Here is a 16527-nt window from a genome sequence, read left to right as displayed (position 1 = left end):
CGACATGGCCGAAGCCTTCTTCTCGTCCGGGGCCGACTACGTCGACCGGGCCCTGCTCGGATTCGCCCGCGACCACGCCGACATCGTCGAACTCAACCAGAACCCGGTGTACGTCAAGGCGGTCAACCGCGACCCGCGCCGCCGGGTCGGGATCGTCTCCGGCGGCGGCTCCGGCCACGAACCCATGCACATCGGGCTCGTCGGCGCCGGCATGCTCGACGCCGCCGTACCGGGCAAGGTCTTCGCCTCGCCGCACAACCGGCAGATCTACGAGGCCAGCCGGGCGGTCGCCGGACCCGACGGCGTACTGCACGTGGTCAAGAACTACACCGGCGACCGGATCAACTTCGGCATCGCCGCCGAGCGGCTGCGCCACGACGGCATCCGGGTCGAACGCGTACTCGTCGACGACGACGTCGCCACCGAGAGCGAGCAGACCGCGACCGGCCGCCGAGGGACCGGCGCCACCGTGATCGTCGAGAAGATTCTCGGCGCCGCCGCCGACCAGGGCCTCGACCTCGACGGCCTCACCGAACTCGGCCGCGCCGTGACCGCCCGCTCGCGCAGCGTCGCCGTCGCGTCCGTCGCCCACACCTCGCACGTCACCGGCGAACCCGGCTTCGTCCTCGACCCCGGACAGATCGAGTACGGCGTCGGCATCCACGGCGAACGCGCCCAGCGCAGCATCCCCCGCCCCCCGCTGGAGGAACTCGTCGACCGGATGGTCGCCGACGTACTCGCCAGGACCCCGGCCGGCGACTCGGCGATCGTCCTGGTCAACGGCCTCGGCGGCACCACCGGCATCGAGCTCTACAACGTCTTCGCGCGCACCGCCGACAACCTCGCCGACCGGGGCATCAGCCTCGCCGGCAGCCTCGTCGGCACCTGGTCGCCCGCGCTGGACATGAAGGGCTTCTCGATCACCGTCACCATGCTCGACGACGGCTGGGCCGGACTGTGGCACGCGCCCGCGTGGACCGCCGTCCTCAGGAAGTGAGACCGCCAATGCTGATGAAGACCTACCTCGACGCGGCCGAGGCCGCCCACGCCGAACTGACCCGGATCGACCAGGTCGCCGGCGACGGCGACTTCGGCGACAACCTCCGCGACGGCCTGCGCGGCGTGGTGTCCCGGCTGCCGGCCGGCGCCGACCTCGCCACCGAGTTCGACGTGGCCGCCACCTGGTTCCTCGACGAGGTCGGCGGCACCAGCGGACCCCTGATCGGGCTCCTGCTGCGCGAGACCGCCGCCGAACTGGCGAAGCAGGGCGACGAGGACGCCGCGCTCGTCGCCGGCCTCGCCGGTGGCCTCGCCGCCATCCAGCGGGTCGGCGAGGCGAAGGTCGGCGACCGCACCATGGTCGACTGCCTCGCCCCGACCATCGACGGCCTCAACGACGCGACCGGCCCGGTCGACTGGACCGCGACCGCCACCGCCGCACTCGCCAACGCCCGGGCCACCGCCGACCTGCGGGCCCGGATGGGCCGCGCCAGCTACGTCGGCGAACGGGTGCTCGGCACCCCGGACGCCGGGGCGATGGGGATCGCCCTGCTCTTCTGGGCGCTCGCCGTGCACCGCGACCCGGCCGCCCGCGACCGGCTCACCGACCCCGCCCACCTCGACGGCTGACCGGAGGCGACCATGCAGCTCACCGGAGAGATGTTCATCGGCACCGACCGGATCCGCGGCACCGCGGGCGTTCGGCGACCCGTCGACCCGGCCACCGGCGAGGAACTGGAGCCGGCGTACGGGATGGACGACGGCACCGCCGTCGCCGAGGCGTGCCGCCGCGCCGACGCCGCCTTCGACGCGTACCGGTCCCTGCCGGACCAGGCCCGCGCCGGGTTCCTGCGGCAGATCGCCGACAACCTCGAAGCGGCCGGCGAGCAGCTCGTCGCCGCCGTACAGGCCGAGACCGGACTCGCCGAAGGCCGGGCCCGCACCGAACTCGGCCGGACCGCCAACCAGCTCCGGATGTTCGCCGACCTGCTGGCGAACCCGGACTGGCGCGATCCCCGGCACGTGCCGGCCCAGCCGGACCGGACCCCGCTGCCCCGGCCCGACCTGCGGTCGCGCTTCATCCCGCTCGGCCCGGTCGCGGTCTTCGGCGCCTCGAACTTCCCGCTGGCGTTCTCGGTCGCCGGCGGCGACACCGCGTCGGCGCTGGCCGCCGGCTGCCCGGTCGTCGTCAAGGGCCACCTCGCCCACCTGCGCACCGGCGAACTCGCCGGGGCCTGCGTCGCCGACGCCGCCCGGACCACCGGGATGCCCGACGGCGTCTTCTCGCTGGTCTTCGGCGCCGGCAACGAGACCGGCGGACAACTCGTCGCCGACCCCCGGATCGCCGCCGTCGGCTTCACCGGCTCCCGGGCCGGCGGCACCGCGCTGATGGCCATCGCGCAGCGCCGCCCGGTCCCGATCCCGGTCTACGCCGAGATGTCCGCCATCAACCCGGTGTTCCTCCTGCCCGGCAAGCTCGCCGCCGCCGCGGCCGAGACCGCCACCGGCTACGTCAACTCGCTCACGATGGGCGCCGGCCAGTTCTGCACCAACCCCGGCCTGCTCCTCGCCGTCGAAGGTCCGGACCTGGACACCTTCCGCGAGACGGTCGCCGGGCTGCTCGGCGGGCAGGCCGCACAGACCATGCTGACCGCCGGCATCGCGTCGGCATACCGGGCCGGCAACGCCGAACTGGCCGGCCTTCCCGCGGTGAGCCTGGTTGCCCGAGGCGCCGCCAGCGACGCCCCGAACGCCTGCGTGCCCGCCGTCTACCAGACCGACGCCAAGACCCTGCTGGCCGAGCCGCGGTTGCAGGAGGAGGTCTTCGGCGCCACCTCGGTCCTGGTCTCCTGCGCCACGCCCGAGGAACTGGTCGAGACCGCTAGCCACCTGGCCGGACAGCTCACCGCCACCCTGCACGCCGACCCGGCCGACCACGACCTGGCCGCGAAACTGCTGCCGGTGCTGGAGCGCCGGGCCGGCCGGATCATCTACAACGGCTGGCCGACCGGTGTCGAGGTCGGCCCGGCGATGGTCCACGGTGGACCGTACCCGGCCACCTCGGACGCCCGGACCACCTCGGTCGGCACCATGGCGATCAACCGGTTCCTGCGTCCGGTCGCCTACCAGGACCTGCCGGAGGACCTGCTGCCGGCGTGACCCGCACCCGGCCGGCGGCGCGGGCCGCCGGCCGGACGCGCCTCACGAAAGCGACGCCAGGAAGTCGGTGAACGACGCCCCGACCGGGTCGATCGAGCGTCCGCCGAGCCACGGGTGGTCGTCCTTGCAGTCGACGACCGCACCGAACCGTGGGTCGGCACGGTCGCAGCACAGTGCCAACTCGTGCCGGTCCGACCACTCCGCGACGGTCAGCCACATCGACGCCCCGGCCGGCCGCCCACCGGCGAAGAGCCGGCAGGAGAAGTCCGACCACGACCACACCGACCGGATGTCGAACAGGCCGATGTCGTGCACGTCGTCGCTACGCCGCCGGAAACCGCCGGCGAGGGCCAGGAAGTGGGCGTAGTCCGCCGGCAGGGCGAGCCGCGCCGACACGTCGGTGACACCGAGGCCGGTGAACAGCCCGTACAGATCGTCGTGCAGCCCGGAGAGTGCCGCCGCATCCGCGTCCTGCGGATCGACCAGCCGGAAGTCGTCGGCAACCGCCCGCCACACCGGTTCGAGCCGGTCCGGCGCCGCCGCACCGTCAGCGATCACCGCGGTCATCGGCACCCCCGGGATCGTCGTGCGCCACCGCCCGTGCGAAAGCTAGAGCAGGGTACGCCAGTACGTCCAGAACGCCTCGCCGATCAGCCCGACCAGGACCAGGAACCAGACGGTCAGCCCAACGGTGTGCAGGCGTATCAGCCCGTCCACACCCCGACCACCGGGTACCGGCAGGTGCCGGTGGTGCAGGTTGTGCAGCGTGACGTACCAGAAGATGGCGATCATGACGACCCAGACCACCATGCAGTACGGGCACAGCGCGCCGATCCGGTAGAGGCTCTGGTAGACCAGCCAGTGCACGAAGACCACGCCGAACGTCGCCCCGGCCTGCAACCCCAGCCAGACCCATCTCGGCAGCCGGGCACCGGCCAGCACCAGGACGCCGATCGTGGTGACCACGCTGAAACCGGCGATGCCGACCAGCGGGTTCGGGAAGCCGAACACCTCGGCCTGCGGCGTCGTCATCACCGAACCGCAGGACAGGATCGGGTTGATGCTGCACGTCGGCCGGTAGCTCGGGTCCTCGATCAGATTGATCTTCTCGACGGTGAGCACGAACGCGGCCAGGGCGCCGATCCCGCCACCGAGCGCGAGCACCCAACCGACGATCCGGGCCGCGAACGGCACCGGCCCGACCGGTCGTACCGGTTCGGTTCCCTCCGCCGCCGGCTCTACCCGGGTCGACCTGGGCGACGGACGGGTACGGCGGGCGGTCGGCACCGCCGGACGCGCGCTCACTCGGCCAGCGCCGCGTCGACCGCGGCCTTGAGGCCGGCGTACGTCGGCTGCCCGTCGAACCGCTCGCCGTTGACGAAGAACGTCGGCGTGCCGGTCACCCCGGCCGCGCTCCCGTCCTCGCGGTCGGTATTGACCCGGGCCGCGGTCGCCGGATCGGCCACGTCGGCGCGGTAGCGGTCGACGTCCAGCCCGAGTTCGCGGGCGTACCCCTCGAACGTCGCGGCCTGGTCCTGTGACTGGTTGCCCCAGGTCCGCTGCGTCTCGAACAGCTTCTGGTACATCCCCTCGAACGCGTCCTGCTTGGCGGCGGCCTCCACGGCGAGCGCGGCGTTCATCGCGTTGGCGTGCATCGGCAGCGGATAGTTGCGCACCACGTAGTCGATCCGGCCGTCGTACTCGGCGCGCAGCTGCTCGACCGCCGGATACACCGCCGCGCAGGACGGGCACTCGAAGTCGAGGAACTCCACGACGGTGACCCTGCCGTCGGCGGCGACCGACAGCCGGTGACTGTCGTCGCGGACCACCCGCTCGGCGGCGGCCGCCCGCGCGTCGTCACTGCCGCGCTGGACCACCACGAACAGCGCGCCCAACCCGACCAGTACCACCCCGAGCAGGGCCAGGGTCACCTTCATGTTGGTGCTCATGCCCTGGTTGCGGATCGCCTTCGCGGCCTTGCCGCCGGCCTTGCGGCTCCGGGCGGCGGCGGTCGCGTTCCGGGCGTTCGCGGAGCCGTCACGCTTCGGCCCGCCGGCCGGGCGGGCGGTGCCCTCGGACGGCTTCGGGCGGCGGCTGGTCTTGTTTGACATCAGGTGCCTTCCAGGCTGGCGTCGTTCAGCGATGGCGGGTGGCCCGACCCACGGTCGCGCGACCCCCACAGCGGGTAGTCGGACGCGGCCCTCCCATGGTTCCCGGAAGCGGTCTTCGTCGCACCGTCCGCCCTGGTCCGGGCCGGTGGTTGACTTGAAGCGGACTTCAGGTGTGACGGTCGTACGCATGACCACCCCGATCCTCGACGAGGCGTACGACCGGCTCCGGCACACCGGGCCGGAACGCTTCGGCTGGCTGTCCAACCACGCCCCGATGGCGGTCGAGTGCCTGATCCGGCACGGCCACGGTGACGACGTCCACCGCTGGCTCGACGGCTACGCCGACCGGCTCGAAGAGCGGCCCCGTGGCATCGACCCGATCACCGCCGACGAGTGGCGCGACCCGCTCGGCGACCCGGTACGCACCGGCGACTGGCTCGATCACTTCGAGCGCGAACTGGCCGGCGAACCGTGGCGCGACGTGCTCGCCCGGTGGTGGCCCCGCCTGCTGCCCGGCATCGCCGCCGGCGCCACGCACGGCGTGATCCGGGTCGGGCACGCCGTCCGGGCCCTGCTCGACGCCGAGACGGCCCCGCGCGTCACCGAACTCGGCCACGGGCTGGCCTACTGGGCGGCCCGGTGGCAGCCGCTGGCGGCGCCCGGCGCCGGGCGGTACCCGTCGACCGACCCGAGATCGGCGCTCGACGCCGTACCCCGGGTGCCGGACCAGCGCCACGGCATCCGGGCCCGGCTCGCCCAGCTGGCCGACCTGCCCGGCTGGCCGGCCGCCGCCGGTGCGGTGCCGGGCGACCCGGCCGGGCCGGTACCGGAGCGGCTCGCCGCCGTCGTGGACGCGGCGGTCGTCCGGTTCGGCGGTCACGGGTACGCCGAACCGGTCATGCTCGTGCACGCCGCGACCGCGCCGAACGCGGTGCTACGTACTCTGCCGGCCCTGCCCGCCGCGCTCTGGGCGCCGAGCCTCGCCGCGGCCTGGGCCGCGACGGCCGCCGTCACCGCCGCGTACGCGCCGGCCGACGCCCGCCCCGCCCCGGTGCCGCGGGCCGGGACCGGGGTCCATGACCTGGTCGACCGGGCAGCCGCTGGCGGCGACCCGCACGCGATCAAGTTCGTCGACACCGCGATCGACACCCACGGCCGAAGTGGCGGGACGGCGGTGCTCGCCGTCGCGGACCGGGCGATCGACGACATCACCGGCTGACCGGCGGCCGCGTGCCGGGCGGTCAGCGTACGTCGAACGTCCGGTTGTCGCGGGCGGCCTGCTCGGCGGCGCGCTTCTTCTCGCGCTGCTCCCGGCTGTAGCGCTTGCGTGCCTCGAGGTCCTTCTTCCACAGTTCGTGGGCCTGGCTCGAGCAGCCCTGGAGGGCGTTGTCGACCGTCGGCGGGCCGAGGATCTTGAAGAGGAAGTTGAACATCCGGTCGCCCTTTTCCGGCTTCCGTGCCGGTGACTCGGTCATGTCACGTTCTCCTCGCCTCGATTGTGGCACCAATGATTGGTGCAAAAACTGTTGATACGCTAGCAGCCGTGGCCGAGCCTGTCAGTGACCAGGACGACCTGCTCGCCCTGGAGCGGCAGGTGTGTTTCGCGCTGTCCGTCGCCGCCCGGGGCGTGGTGGCCGTCTACCGCCCGCTGCTGGAGCCGATGGGCCTGACCCACCCGCAATACCTGGTCATGCTCGCCCTGTGGCAATACGCGCCACTGTCCGTCAAGGACCTCAGCGGGCTGCTCCAGTTGGACCCCGGCACGCTGTCACCCCTGCTCAAGCGCCTGGAGGCGATCGGCTACGTACGCCGCGAGCGTGACCCCCGCGACGAGCGCAGCCTGGCGGTGACGCTGACCACCACCGGTCGCGACCTGCGCGCGCAGGCGGAGCGCATCCCGCCGGCGGTCGTCGAACGGCTCGGCCTGCCCCTGGCCGAGCTGCAGAGCCTGCACGAGGCCCTGACCCGCGTCATAGCCGCCGCCCACCCCGCCCCACCCGCCTCGCCCACCGCGCCCGCCGCGCCTCGCCCGTCGCGCTGATCAAGGACTAGTCGTGGGTGTTTCGCCGGTCTCCGGCCACGACTTCTCCTTGATCAGCGGGGCGAGAGCGGGAGCCGGACCAGGCCTGCCACAGGGTGGCGTAGCGGCCGTCGGGTAGCGCGGTCAGCTCGTCGTGGGTGCCGGTCTCGACGATCCGGCCGGCGTCGAGGACCACGATCCGGTCCGCCGCTGCGGCCTGGGTGAGACGGTGCGCGACCACCAGCGCCGTACGGCCGGCCAGCGCCCGGTCGGCGGCCCGCTCCAGCACCTTCGCGCCCGCGCTGCCGGCGTCGGCGGTCGCCTCGTCGAGGACCACCACCTTCGGGTCGGCGAGCACCAGCCGGGCCAGCGCGAGCTGCTGGGCCTGCGTCACCGAGAGCTGGTGGCCGCCGTCGCCGACCACGGTGTCCAGCCCGTCGGGCAGGGCCAGCGCCCAGTCCAGGGCACCGACCCCGGCGAGCGCCGCCCGCAGCTCGTCGTCCGTAGCGTCTACCTTGGACAGCCGCAGGTCGTCGGCGAGCGGGCCGGCGAACACGTGCACCTCCTGGGTGACCACGGCGACCGTACGGCGGCGCTCCGCCGCGCTCAGCCCGGCCAGGTCGAGCCCGCCGAGCATGATCGTGCCGTGGTCCGGTTGGTGGATGCCGGCGACGAGCTGCGCCAGCGTGGTCTTGCCGGCGCCGCTCGCCCCGACCAGCGCCACCCGCTGCCCGGGGCTGATCTCCAGCGTCACGCCCCTGATCACCGGGTGGCCGGCCTGGTAGGCGTACCCGACCTCGGCGATCTTCAGGGAACCGTCGACCGGGGCGGGCCGGGCCGGTCCGTCCGCGGGCGACGGCAGCTCCGCCACCCCGACCAGCCGGGTCAGGCTGGCCGCCGCCACCTGCGCGTCGTCGACCAGCCGCAGGGCGGCGTTGACCGGACCGAAGAGGTTGTGGAAGTACAGCGCCGCGGCGGTCGCCGTGCCGATCGAGACCTCACCGGAGCGGACCAGCAGGAACCCCGCCACGAGTACGGCGGCCAGCCCGACGTACTCGGCCAGGTTGAGCCGCCCGTAGAACCGGGTGATCAGGCGGATCGCCCGCAGCGCCAGGTCCACCGCCGACCACGAGCGCCGGGTGACCCGGTCGACGTGCTGGTCACCGAGCCGCAGCGCCCGTACGGTCGCGGCCCCGCCGACGGTCTCCAGCAGTTGCTGCTGCTGGGCGCCGACCGCCAGGCGGTGGGCGGCGTACAGGGGGCCGCTGTGCCGCAGGTACCACCGGACGGTCAGCGCCTGGATCGGGGCGGCGAGCAGGGCGGCGACGAAGAAGCGGTAGTCCAGTACAGCGAGGCTGACCAGGGTCAGCCCGATGGTCAGCACCGAACGCACCAGTTCGGGAAGGGCCGCCCGGACCGCTTCGGCGATCACCTCGACGTCGCCGGTGACCCGCGACGTCAGGTCGCCCGACCCGGCCTGTTCCACCCGGTTCAGCGGCAGTGCCAAAGCCCGTTCGACGAACCGTTCGCGCAGCTCGGCGAGCATGCCCTCGCCGAGCCGGGCGAGCATCCCGATGCCGATCGCGGTGCTGACCCCCTGCACCACGGCCACCACGACGAGCAGCACCGCCGGCAGGGTGAGGGCGTCGACCGGCCGGCCCCGGGTGACCAGGTCGACGAGGTGGCCCAGGATCGGCGGGGTCAGCAGCCCGACGGCGGTCGCGGCGGTGAGTACGGCCAGCGAGCCGGCGGCCAGTGCCCGGCGGGGCTTCAGCAGCCGGCGTACCGCCGCGACGGCCTGCGCCCGGCTGGCGATGGGCAGTACGTTCGGCATCGTGCCTCCCGTCGGTGGTCGGACAGCGGTGGTGGGGACAACGGTGGTCAGGACGGCGGTTCCGGACGGTGGCCGGTCAGGCCAGGACCGTCGTGGCATACCGCTTGTCGGTGGCGACAAGTTCCCCGTGCCGGCCCGATACGGTGCCTCCCTCGGCGTCGAGGAGCACCACCCGGTCGGTGACGGCGAGCAGGGTGGGGCTGGTCGTCACGACGACCGTCGTCCGGCCGGCGCGCAGCCGGCGCAGGTGGGCGGCGATGTGGCTCTCGGTCGCGGCGTCCACGGCGGTGGTCGGGTCGTGCACGACCAGCACCGGCGGGTCGGCGGCCAGGGCCCGGGCCAGGGCGACCCGCTGCCGCTGGCCACCGGAGAGCGACCGGCCGCGTTCCCCGACGGCGGTGTCCAGCCCGGCCGGCAACCCCCGGGCCACCTCGTCGACGCGGGTGGCGGCGAGCACGGCGTCGACCGGGGCGGTCGGGCCGCCGACCGCGGTGACGTTGTCGCGTACGGTGCCGTCGAAGAGCACCGCGTCGTGCGCGGCGGTGACGACCACCGCCCGGACCCGGTCCGGTTCGAGTCCGGCCAGGGCGACACCGTCCAATGTGATCGTCCCTTGTAGGGGATCGGTCTCCCGGGCCAGGCAGCGCACCAGCAGGCTGGCCGCCGCAGGGTCGGCGGTCACCACGCCGAGCAGTTCGCCCGGCGCGACCCGCAGGTCACCGATCCGCAGCGGCCCGTGCTCCACACCGTCGAACCGCAGCTCGCCACGGACCGGGGTGTCCGGTGCGGCAGGACCGGCCGGGACCGCGGGTGGCGCCGCCAGGACGGCCGCCACCCGGGCCGCCGAGGCCCGGGCCAGCGCCAGCTGCCCGTTGACCCAGGCGACCACCGACAGCGGGTTGAACAGGAAGAGCGCCAGCCCGACGGCGGCGACCAGGTCGCCGACGCTGATCGCGCCCTGGCTGGCCAGCCGCGCGCCGACCAGCGCGACGGCCGCGATGAACACGCCGGTGATGCCGAGCAGGGCGCCGTCGTGCCAGCCCTGGGCGTTCGCGGCCCGCAGGGTGGCGGCCAGCGACCGCTGGTTGATCACCCGGTAGCGGGCCAGGGCCGCCGGTTCGGCACCGATCCCCTTGAGTACCCGCAGGCCGGCCACGAGGTCGGCGGCGACACCGGAGGCCAGGGCCGCGTTCTCCTGCTCGACCGCGCTGCGCTTCTGCAACGGCCGGCCGAGCAGGTGGGCGGCGACCAGCACCGGCGGGGCGCCGAGCAGGATCAGCAGACCGAGCGGCACCGACATGGTCAGCAGCGCCACGACGGTGGTCACCAGCGCGGCCAGGGCGGCGATGCCGGCGGTGACGGCCATGTTGACCGCGCCGACCCGGCCCGCGTCACTGGTGGCGACGCTGACCAGCGCGCCGGGCAACTGCCCGGTCTCGGCACCGCCGTACGGGGCGAGGACGCGGCCGGTCAACTCCCGGCGGATCTCGTGGGCGGCCTGCTCGGCGGCGCGTTCGCCGGCCCGGGCGGCGAACCGGTAGCTCGTCGAAAGCCCGAGGAAGACCGCGCCGAGCACGCCGAGCCAGCCGAACAGCGCACCGGTCGAACCGGTGGAGACCGCCTCGTCAACGACGACGCCGATCAGGACCGGCACCAGCGCCTCGCCGGCCTGGTGACCGGTGGCGAGCAGGCCGGCGGGAACGACGTACCTGGTCTGGCCGGCGACCGCGCGGCGCAGCACCCGGCCGCCGGTGACCGGCCCGGCGGCGGTCGCGACGGTCACCGGACCGCCAGGTTGGGTGTACGGGCCCCGTGGTGCCGCCCCATCGGGATGATCATCGGGGCGTCGCTGACCGGGCAGACGCCGACCTGGCAGTCCAGGTCGAAGACCTCCTCGATCAGTTCCGCGGTGACCACCTCGGCCGGGTGTCCCTGCCGGACGATCCGGCCGGCCTTCATCGCGATCAGATGGTCGGCGTAGCGGGCGGCCTGGTTGATGTCGTGCAGCACCATCACGACGGTCCGGCCGTCGCGGCGGTTGAGGTCGACCACCAGATCGAGTACGTCGATCTGGTGCGCCAGGTCGAGATAGGTGGTCGGCTCGTCGAGCAGCAGCACCGGGGTGCCCTGCGCGATCGCCATGGCGATCCAGGCCCGCTGTCGCTGCCCGCCGGAGAGCGCGTCGATCGGCCGGTTGGCGTGTTCGAGCATCCCGGTGGCGGTGAGCGCTCCGGTGACCGCCCGCTCGTCCTCGACCGACCACTGCCGCCACCACGTCTGGTACGGCGACCGGCCGCGGGTCACCAGGTCGATCACGGTGAGCCCGGCGGGCGCGACCGGCGACTGCGGCAGGATGCCGATCCGGCGGGCCACCTGCCGGGTCGGCATGCCGTGGATCGACCGGCCGTCGAGGTGCACCGCCCCGCCGCGCGGGGTGAGCAGCCGGGCCAGCGACTGGAGCAGGGTCGACTTGCCGCACGCGTTGCCGCCGATGATCACGGTGATCCGGCCGGCCGGGACGGCGAGGTCGAGCCCGTCGACGACGATCGTGCCGTCGTAGCCCAGCCGCAGTCCGGTGGCGTGCAGCTCCGGCGGGTGCGGCAGGTCGGGTTCGGGCGTGCCGGACAGGTCACGTTTCACGGTCATCCTCCAGAACCGGTGCGGTTGGCGCGGACGAGGAGCCAGAGCAGGACGGGAGCGCCGAGCACCCCGGTCACCACCCCGATCGGCAGGCGCGCGTCGGCCAGCACGATCCGGCTGACCAGGTCACCGGCCAGCACGATGAGGGCGCCGGTGACGGCGGAGATCAGCGGCGGCGGGGTGGCCCGGCCGGCCAGCCGTTGGGCGATCTGGGGCGAGACCAGTGCCACGAACAGGATCGGGCCGGCGGCGGCGGTGCCGAAGGCGGCCAGCCCGACGCCGGTCACCAGCAGCGCGATCCGGGCGTAGCCGACCGGGGTGCCCAGGGCGGTCGCGACCGGGTCGCCCAGGTGCAGGGTGCCCAGCCAGCGGCCGAGCAGCAGGACGGCCGGCACGAGTACGGCCATCGCCAGGGCCAGCGGGCGTACGTGGTGCCAGCCGCGTTCGTTGAGGCTGCCGACCAGCCAGCCGACCGCCGCCCGGGCCTCGTACGGCATCGCCCGGGCCACCAGGTAGTCGGTGGCGCTGGTGCACATCCAGGCGACCCCGACGCCGACCAGCACGAGCCGGTATCCGGTGGTGCCCCGTCCCCAGGCGAGCAGGTACACGACGAGTGCGGCGATCAGCGCGCCGACCACGCCGAGTGTCTGGGTGCCGAGGCCGGCGCCGAGGCCGAGCACGATGCCGGCGACGACGGCGGTCTGCGCCCCGGCGATCACCCCGATCATGTCGGGGCTGGCCAGCGGGTTGCCGGTCATCGCCTGGAACACCGCCCCGGACAGCCCGAACGCGGCGCCGACCAGCAGTCCGGTCAGGGCGCGGGGCAGCCGCAACTCCCGTACGACGAGCAGCGTGCCCGGGTCGCCGTGGCCGAAGAGGGCGGGAACCACGTCGGTGAGCGGGATCTGGATCCGGCCGTCCGCGACGCTGACGCAGAACGCCGCGAAGGTGACGGCGGCGAGCAGGGTGCCGACCGCGATCGGGCGCAGTGCGAGCACGCCGGAGACGGCCGGCCGGGCCAACCGGAACGTGGTCCGGCCGGCGGCGGTCGAGGTTTCCAGGAAGGCCACCGGCTACAGCTCCGCGAGTCGGCGCCGGCGGACCAGCGCGATGAAGAAGGGGCCGCCGATGAAGGCGACGATGACGCCGACCTGGATTTCGCCGGGGCGGGCCACGATCCGGCCGGCGACGTCGGCGGCGAGCAGCAGGACGGGGGAGTAGACGATCGTGTACGGCAGCAGCCAGCGGTAGTCCGGGCCGGTGACCATCCGGACCAGGTGCGGGACGACGAGGCCGACGAAGACGATCGGGCCGGTGACGGCGACGGCGCCGGCGGCCAGCAGGGTGACGGCGAGCGCGCCCTGCAACCGGATCCAGCCGATCCGCTGGCCGAGTGCCTTGGCGACCTGGTCGCCGAGGGCGAGGCTGTTCAGGGCCGGCGCGGTGCCGAGCGCGAGGACGACGCCGGCGGCCAGGAACGGCAGGATGCGCAGCACCACGCCGGCGTCCTGGCCGGCGATCGAACCGGCGGTCCAGAACCGGAAGCGGTCCAGGGCCAGCGGGCTGGAGAGCACGATGGCGCTGGTCAGCGATCCGATCAGCAGGGTCACGCCGACGCCGGCCAGGGCGAGCTTGACCGGGGTGGCGCCGCCCCGGCCGAGGCCGCCGAGCACATACACGACGGCGCTGGCCAGCAGCGCCCCGGTGAGGGCGAACCAGATGTAGCCGTAGACGCCGGTGACGTTCAGCAGCGCCATCGCGACGACGATGCCGAACGCGGCTCCGGCGCTGACCCCGAGCAGGCCCGGGTCGGCCAGCGGGTTGCGGGTCAGGCCCTGCATCACCGCGCCGGCCAGTCCGATCGAGGCGCCGGCCAGCAACCCCAGGGCGGTACGCGGGATGCGTACGCCGCGCACGATGGCGAGCACGTCGGCGGGCACCCGACCAGGGTCCACAAAGGAGTCGATGACCTGTCCGATGGGGAGCTGTCGCGTTCCGAACGCGATCGAGAGCAGGCACACCACGGCCAGCAGGGCCAGCCCGGCGGCCAACCCGAGCAGGCGGATGCCGGCGGTCCGCCGTACGGGCGCGAAGAGCGGGGTGGCGGTCACGCGGGCCTCTCTGGCGGGTGGGGCGGTGCGGCGTGCTCCTTGCGGGAGCGGCTCGTGGGTGAGAGCATCTTACGGCTTGAGGTTAGGTTAGCCGACCCTTAGCGTTGTCGGTGTCGATTCGGCTGTCCCGAACGCCTCGATCGGACAGTGCTGTCGACTTTCGATTCCCCATGCTTCGGAAAGCGGACCGATGAACAGCTCATACGAGATCGGCACTGGTCGGCGGTCGGGCCGGCTGGCCCGGTCGGCGATCGCCGTCGCGCTGGTCGGCGTACTGGCCGCCTGCGGCGGGGACACCGCCGACCCCGACGGCGCCCCGGCACCCGCCGGAGACGGCGCCTGGCCGGTGGTGATCGACCACAAATACGGCTCCACCTCGATTCCCGCCGCACCGACCCGGGTGGTGACCCTCGGCCTCAGCGACCAGGACACCGTGCTGGCGCTGGGCATCAAGCCGGTCGGCGCGGTCGACTGGTTCGGCGAGCGCCCGTTCGGCAACTGGGCCTGGGTGAAGGACCGGTGGGGCGGCACCCAACCGGAGATCGTCGGCGAGCGCGACGAGTACGACGTCGAGAAGATCATCGAACTGGCTCCCGACCTGATCATCGCCCAGTACTCGGGCATGAAGAAGGAGCAGTACGACACCCTGTCCAAGGTCGCCCCGGTCGTCGCCCAGTCGGCGAAGTACGAGGACTACTCGACCCCGTGGGACGAGATGACCCGGACCATCGGGCAGGCCCTCGGCAAGACCGAGCAGGTCGAGCAGTTGCTCGGCGACATCGACAAGCGGTTCGCGGACATCCGCCAGCAGCACCCGGAGTTCGCCCAGCAGACCATCGTGGTCGCCGACCCCAGCGAGCCCGGCATGTACGCCGCCTTCGCCAAGTCCGACCCGAAGGCGCAACTGCTCGCCGAGATGGGCTTCAAGCTCTCCGACCAGGTCGAGCAGGCCGCCGGCCAGGACACCGCCGCGGTGGTCAGCTCCGAGCGGCTGGACATCCTCGACGTCGACCGGCTGCTGCTGCTCGCCACCGACGAGTCGGTCGAGCCCCGGGTCCGCGCCGACCCGGTCTTCGCCACGCTCAAGGTCGTGACCGGCGGCAAGGCCGTGTTCGTGCCGTACATGGAGCCGCCGATCGGTGCGGCCCTGTCGTTCGTCACGGTGCTCAGCGTGCCGTACGCGATCGACCAACTGCTGCCGTCGCTGACCAAGACCGGCTCGTAGTGGCGTCGTACCAGACCTTTCTGACCAGGGTGACCCGGGTGCGGCGGCTCAGCCCGACGTTCACCCGGGTCACCCTGGCCGGCGAATCCCTCGCGGACTTCGCCGGCCACGGCTTCGACCAGCGGATCAACCTGCTCTTCCTGACCGACGAGGCGGAACACCTCGGCTACGTCGGCGAGCCGGACTGGTTCGGGCGGTGGCGGGACACGCCGACCGGGCGCCGGGCGCCGCTGCGGACGTACACGGTGCGGTCCTTCCGGCCGGCGGACCGCGAGCTGGACATCGACTTCGTCGTGCACGGCGACACCGGCCCCGCCACCAGGTTCGCCACCACCGCCCGGACCGGTGATCCGCTGACCGTCATCGGGCCGGTGGTCGGGCCCCCGGCGACCGACGTCGCCTGGGCGCCCCCGCCGCTGGCCGCCCGCCTGCTGCTCGCCGCCGACGCCGCCGCGCTGCCGGCCGCGGCGGCGATCGCGGAGTCGATCCCGCCCGGCACCACCACGACCGTGGTGCTGGAGGTGCCCGAGCCGGCCGACGTCGTCGAGCTGGACGTGTCGCCCGACGTCGACCTGGTGTGGCTGGTCGGCAGCCGGGGCGAGCGGCTGGAGCGGGTGGTCCGCGAGCTGGCCCCCGGCCTGGCGCTGCCGGCCGCCGGCGGTGCGCCGGCCGCCGTACCCGCCGACGGGGACGAGGACCCGTGGCAGGTGCCGGAACCCGACGACGAACGCCGGGTCGACGGCGGTTACGCCTGGCTCGCCGGCGAGGCCGGCACCGTGGTGGCGCTGCGCCGGTTCCTGGTGGGCGAGTGCGGTGTCGACCGGCGGGCGGTGGCGTTCATGGGCTACTGGCGTCGGGGCCGGGCCCAGCCGAACTGACGCCGGGCCGGCCGGCACCGGGCCCGTCCGGTCCGGGCCGGACGTGCGCGGAGCGCACGGCTCAGTCGGCGGCCAGCCGCCGGGCCTCGTCCTCCTGGATCTCGGCCGCCCGGCGCTGGTATTCCGCGACCACCCGCAGCTCCTCGGGGGAGAACGCGGCGTTGAGGTCGGCGAGTCGCCCCATCAGGCCGGCGAAGTGCGTCGCGATCCGGGCGATGCCCTCGTCGGCCGCCACGACGATCACCTTGCGGCCGTCGGCCGGGTCGGGCTGCCGCGTCACGAAGCCGCGCCGGGCCAGCCGGTCGAGTACGTCGGTGATCGAGTTCTTGGCCAGTCCGGTCAGTTCGGCGAGCTGCCGTGGGGACACGTTGCGATGCCGCTGGACGAGTTCGAGCACCTTCTCGTCGGTCGGCCCCAGGCCGACCTTCTTCGACAGGCTGGTGTGGAACAGGATCATCGCCGTGCTCAGCAGGCGGCCGGAGTCGGCGACCGCCGTCTCGGCGGCCGCCCGGTCCGCGTCCCGTTCCGTTGACGACGCCATGAGACCGC

General features: G+C 73.7%; 17 protein-coding genes. 7 read left to right on the top strand and 10 right to left on the bottom strand.

Annotated elements, in window-relative coordinates:
* Positions 1–4 precede the first annotated feature (4 nt).
* Genes AB0I42_RS12290 through AB0I42_RS12280 form a run of 3 tightly spaced genes read left to right on the top strand, consistent with a single transcriptional unit; the run spans position 5 to position 3159 of the window.
* Positions 5–997, top strand: a complete 993-nt coding sequence (locus tag AB0I42_RS12290; protein WP_357536680.1) for a dihydroxyacetone kinase subunit DhaK — start codon at positions 5–7, stop codon at positions 995–997.
* Positions 998–1005: 8 nt separating this feature from the next.
* Positions 1006–1629: a DAK2 domain-containing protein gene (locus AB0I42_RS12285; RefSeq protein ID WP_357536679.1), complete on the top strand. Its 624-nt coding sequence runs from the start codon at positions 1006–1008 to the stop codon at positions 1627–1629.
* Positions 1630–1641: 12 nt separating this feature from the next.
* Complete coding sequence (locus AB0I42_RS12280) at positions 1642–3159, top strand: aldehyde dehydrogenase (NADP(+)) (RefSeq protein ID WP_357536677.1); 1518 nt, start codon at positions 1642–1644, stop codon at positions 3157–3159.
* Positions 3160–3201: 42 nt separating this feature from the next.
* Here AB0I42_RS12280 and AB0I42_RS12275 read toward each other — a convergent pair whose 3' ends face one another.
* The 3 genes from AB0I42_RS12275 to AB0I42_RS12265 form a co-directional block, all read right to left on the bottom strand.
* Positions 3202–3726: a hypothetical protein gene (locus AB0I42_RS12275; protein WP_357536675.1), complete on the bottom strand. Its 525-nt coding sequence runs from the start codon at positions 3724–3726 to the stop codon at positions 3202–3204.
* A 42-nt stretch (positions 3727–3768) separates the two neighbouring features.
* A complete protein-coding gene (locus AB0I42_RS12270; RefSeq protein ID WP_357536810.1) occupies positions 3769–4353 on the bottom strand; it encodes a vitamin K epoxide reductase family protein in 585 nt (194 codons plus the stop codon).
* 107 nt (positions 4354–4460) lie between these two features.
* The gene (locus AB0I42_RS12265; protein WP_357536674.1) at positions 4461–5270 is read right to left on the bottom strand and encodes a thioredoxin domain-containing protein; all 810 of its coding nucleotides are present in this window, start codon (positions 5268–5270) and stop codon (positions 4461–4463) included.
* 187 nt (positions 5271–5457) lie between these two features.
* On the opposite strand from AB0I42_RS12265, the gene AB0I42_RS12260 reads away from it, so the two are divergent.
* Complete coding sequence (locus AB0I42_RS12260; RefSeq protein WP_357536672.1) at positions 5458–6489, top strand: questin oxidase family protein; 1032 nt, start codon at positions 5458–5460, stop codon at positions 6487–6489.
* A 22-nt stretch (positions 6490–6511) separates the two neighbouring features.
* Here AB0I42_RS12260 and AB0I42_RS12255 read toward each other — a convergent pair whose 3' ends face one another.
* Positions 6512–6745, bottom strand: coding sequence for a hypothetical protein (locus tag AB0I42_RS12255; RefSeq protein ID WP_357536671.1), 234 nt, complete (start codon positions 6743–6745; stop codon positions 6512–6514).
* A gap of 68 nt (positions 6746–6813) precedes the next feature.
* On the opposite strand from AB0I42_RS12255, the gene AB0I42_RS12250 reads away from it, so the two are divergent.
* Entirely contained in the window at positions 6814–7311 is a 498-nt protein-coding gene (locus AB0I42_RS12250; RefSeq protein ID WP_357536669.1) for a MarR family winged helix-turn-helix transcriptional regulator, read from the top strand.
* Between the two features lie 7 nt (positions 7312–7318).
* Here AB0I42_RS12250 and AB0I42_RS12245 read toward each other — a convergent pair whose 3' ends face one another.
* The 5 genes from AB0I42_RS12245 to AB0I42_RS12225 form a co-directional block, all read right to left on the bottom strand.
* Positions 7319–9124 (bottom strand): ABC transporter ATP-binding protein, encoded by a 1806-nt coding sequence (locus tag AB0I42_RS12245; protein WP_357536668.1) that lies wholly within the window; start codon positions 9122–9124, stop codon positions 7319–7321.
* Positions 9125–9200: 76 nt separating this feature from the next.
* Positions 9201–10907, bottom strand: coding sequence for an ABC transporter ATP-binding protein (locus AB0I42_RS12240; RefSeq protein ID WP_357536666.1), 1707 nt, complete (start codon positions 10905–10907; stop codon positions 9201–9203).
* The gene (locus AB0I42_RS12235; protein ID WP_357536664.1) at positions 10904–11770 is read right to left on the bottom strand and encodes an ABC transporter ATP-binding protein; all 867 of its coding nucleotides are present in this window, start codon (positions 11768–11770) and stop codon (positions 10904–10906) included. The genes AB0I42_RS12240 and AB0I42_RS12235 overlap by 4 nt, the downstream gene beginning before the upstream one ends.
* Positions 11767–12834 (bottom strand): iron chelate uptake ABC transporter family permease subunit, encoded by a 1068-nt coding sequence (locus AB0I42_RS12230; protein ID WP_357536662.1) that lies wholly within the window; start codon positions 12832–12834, stop codon positions 11767–11769. Before AB0I42_RS12230 ends, AB0I42_RS12235 begins: the two co-directional genes overlap by 4 nt.
* A gap of 3 nt (positions 12835–12837) precedes the next feature.
* Entirely contained in the window at positions 12838–13875 is a 1038-nt protein-coding gene (locus tag AB0I42_RS12225; protein WP_357536660.1) for an iron chelate uptake ABC transporter family permease subunit, read from the bottom strand.
* A gap of 190 nt (positions 13876–14065) precedes the next feature.
* On the opposite strand from AB0I42_RS12225, the gene AB0I42_RS12220 reads away from it, so the two are divergent.
* Together AB0I42_RS12220 and AB0I42_RS12215 are read left to right on the top strand one after the other, a co-directional pair.
* Complete coding sequence (locus AB0I42_RS12220) at positions 14066–15100, top strand: iron-siderophore ABC transporter substrate-binding protein (protein WP_357536658.1); 1035 nt, start codon at positions 14066–14068, stop codon at positions 15098–15100.
* A 38-nt stretch (positions 15101–15138) separates the two neighbouring features.
* Complete coding sequence (locus AB0I42_RS12215) at positions 15139–15978, top strand: siderophore-interacting protein (protein ID WP_357536656.1); 840 nt, start codon at positions 15139–15141, stop codon at positions 15976–15978.
* A gap of 61 nt (positions 15979–16039) precedes the next feature.
* Here AB0I42_RS12215 and AB0I42_RS12210 read toward each other — a convergent pair whose 3' ends face one another.
* Entirely contained in the window at positions 16040–16519 is a 480-nt protein-coding gene (locus AB0I42_RS12210) for a MarR family transcriptional regulator (RefSeq protein ID WP_357536655.1), read from the bottom strand.
* Between the last annotated feature and the right edge of the window lie 8 nt (positions 16520–16527).

This window comes from Polymorphospora sp. NPDC050346, assembly GCF_040655695.1.
Lineage (GTDB): Bacteria > Actinomycetota > Actinomycetes > Mycobacteriales > Micromonosporaceae > Polymorphospora > Polymorphospora lycopeni.
This window is presented reverse-complemented; position numbering and strand designations above follow the sequence as displayed.

Bases quoted from the DNA above. Each gene is read 5' to 3' on its own strand.
- AB0I42_RS12290 (WP_357536680.1), top strand. From the start codon at position 5: ATGGCCGAAGCCTTCTTCTCGTCCGGGGCCGACTACGTCGACCGGGCC.
- AB0I42_RS12285 (WP_357536679.1), top strand. From the start codon at position 1,006: ATGCTGATGAAGACCTACCTCGACGCGGCCGAGGCCGCCCACGCCGAA.
- AB0I42_RS12280 (WP_357536677.1), top strand. From the start codon at position 1,642: ATGCAGCTCACCGGAGAGATGTTCATCGGCACCGACCGGATCCGCGGC.
- AB0I42_RS12275 (WP_357536675.1), bottom strand. From the start codon at position 3,726: ATGACCGCGGTGATCGCTGACGGTGCGGCGGCGCCGGACCGGCTCGAA.
- AB0I42_RS12265 (WP_357536674.1), bottom strand. From the start codon at position 5,270: ATGTCAAACAAGACCAGCCGCCGCCCGAAGCCGTCCGAGGGCACCGCC.
- AB0I42_RS12260 (WP_357536672.1), top strand. From the start codon at position 5,458: ATGACCACCCCGATCCTCGACGAGGCGTACGACCGGCTCCGGCACACC.
- AB0I42_RS12255 (WP_357536671.1), bottom strand. From the start codon at position 6,745: ATGACCGAGTCACCGGCACGGAAGCCGGAAAAGGGCGACCGGATGTTC.
- AB0I42_RS12245 (WP_357536668.1), bottom strand. From the start codon at position 9,124: ATGCCGAACGTACTGCCCATCGCCAGCCGGGCGCAGGCCGTCGCGGCG.
- AB0I42_RS12235 (WP_357536664.1), bottom strand. From the start codon at position 11,770: ATGACCGTGAAACGTGACCTGTCCGGCACGCCCGAACCCGACCTGCCG.
- AB0I42_RS12220 (WP_357536658.1), top strand. From the start codon at position 14,066: ATGAACAGCTCATACGAGATCGGCACTGGTCGGCGGTCGGGCCGGCTG.
- AB0I42_RS12210 (WP_357536655.1), bottom strand. From the start codon at position 16,519: ATGGCGTCGTCAACGGAACGGGACGCGGACCGGGCGGCCGCCGAGACG.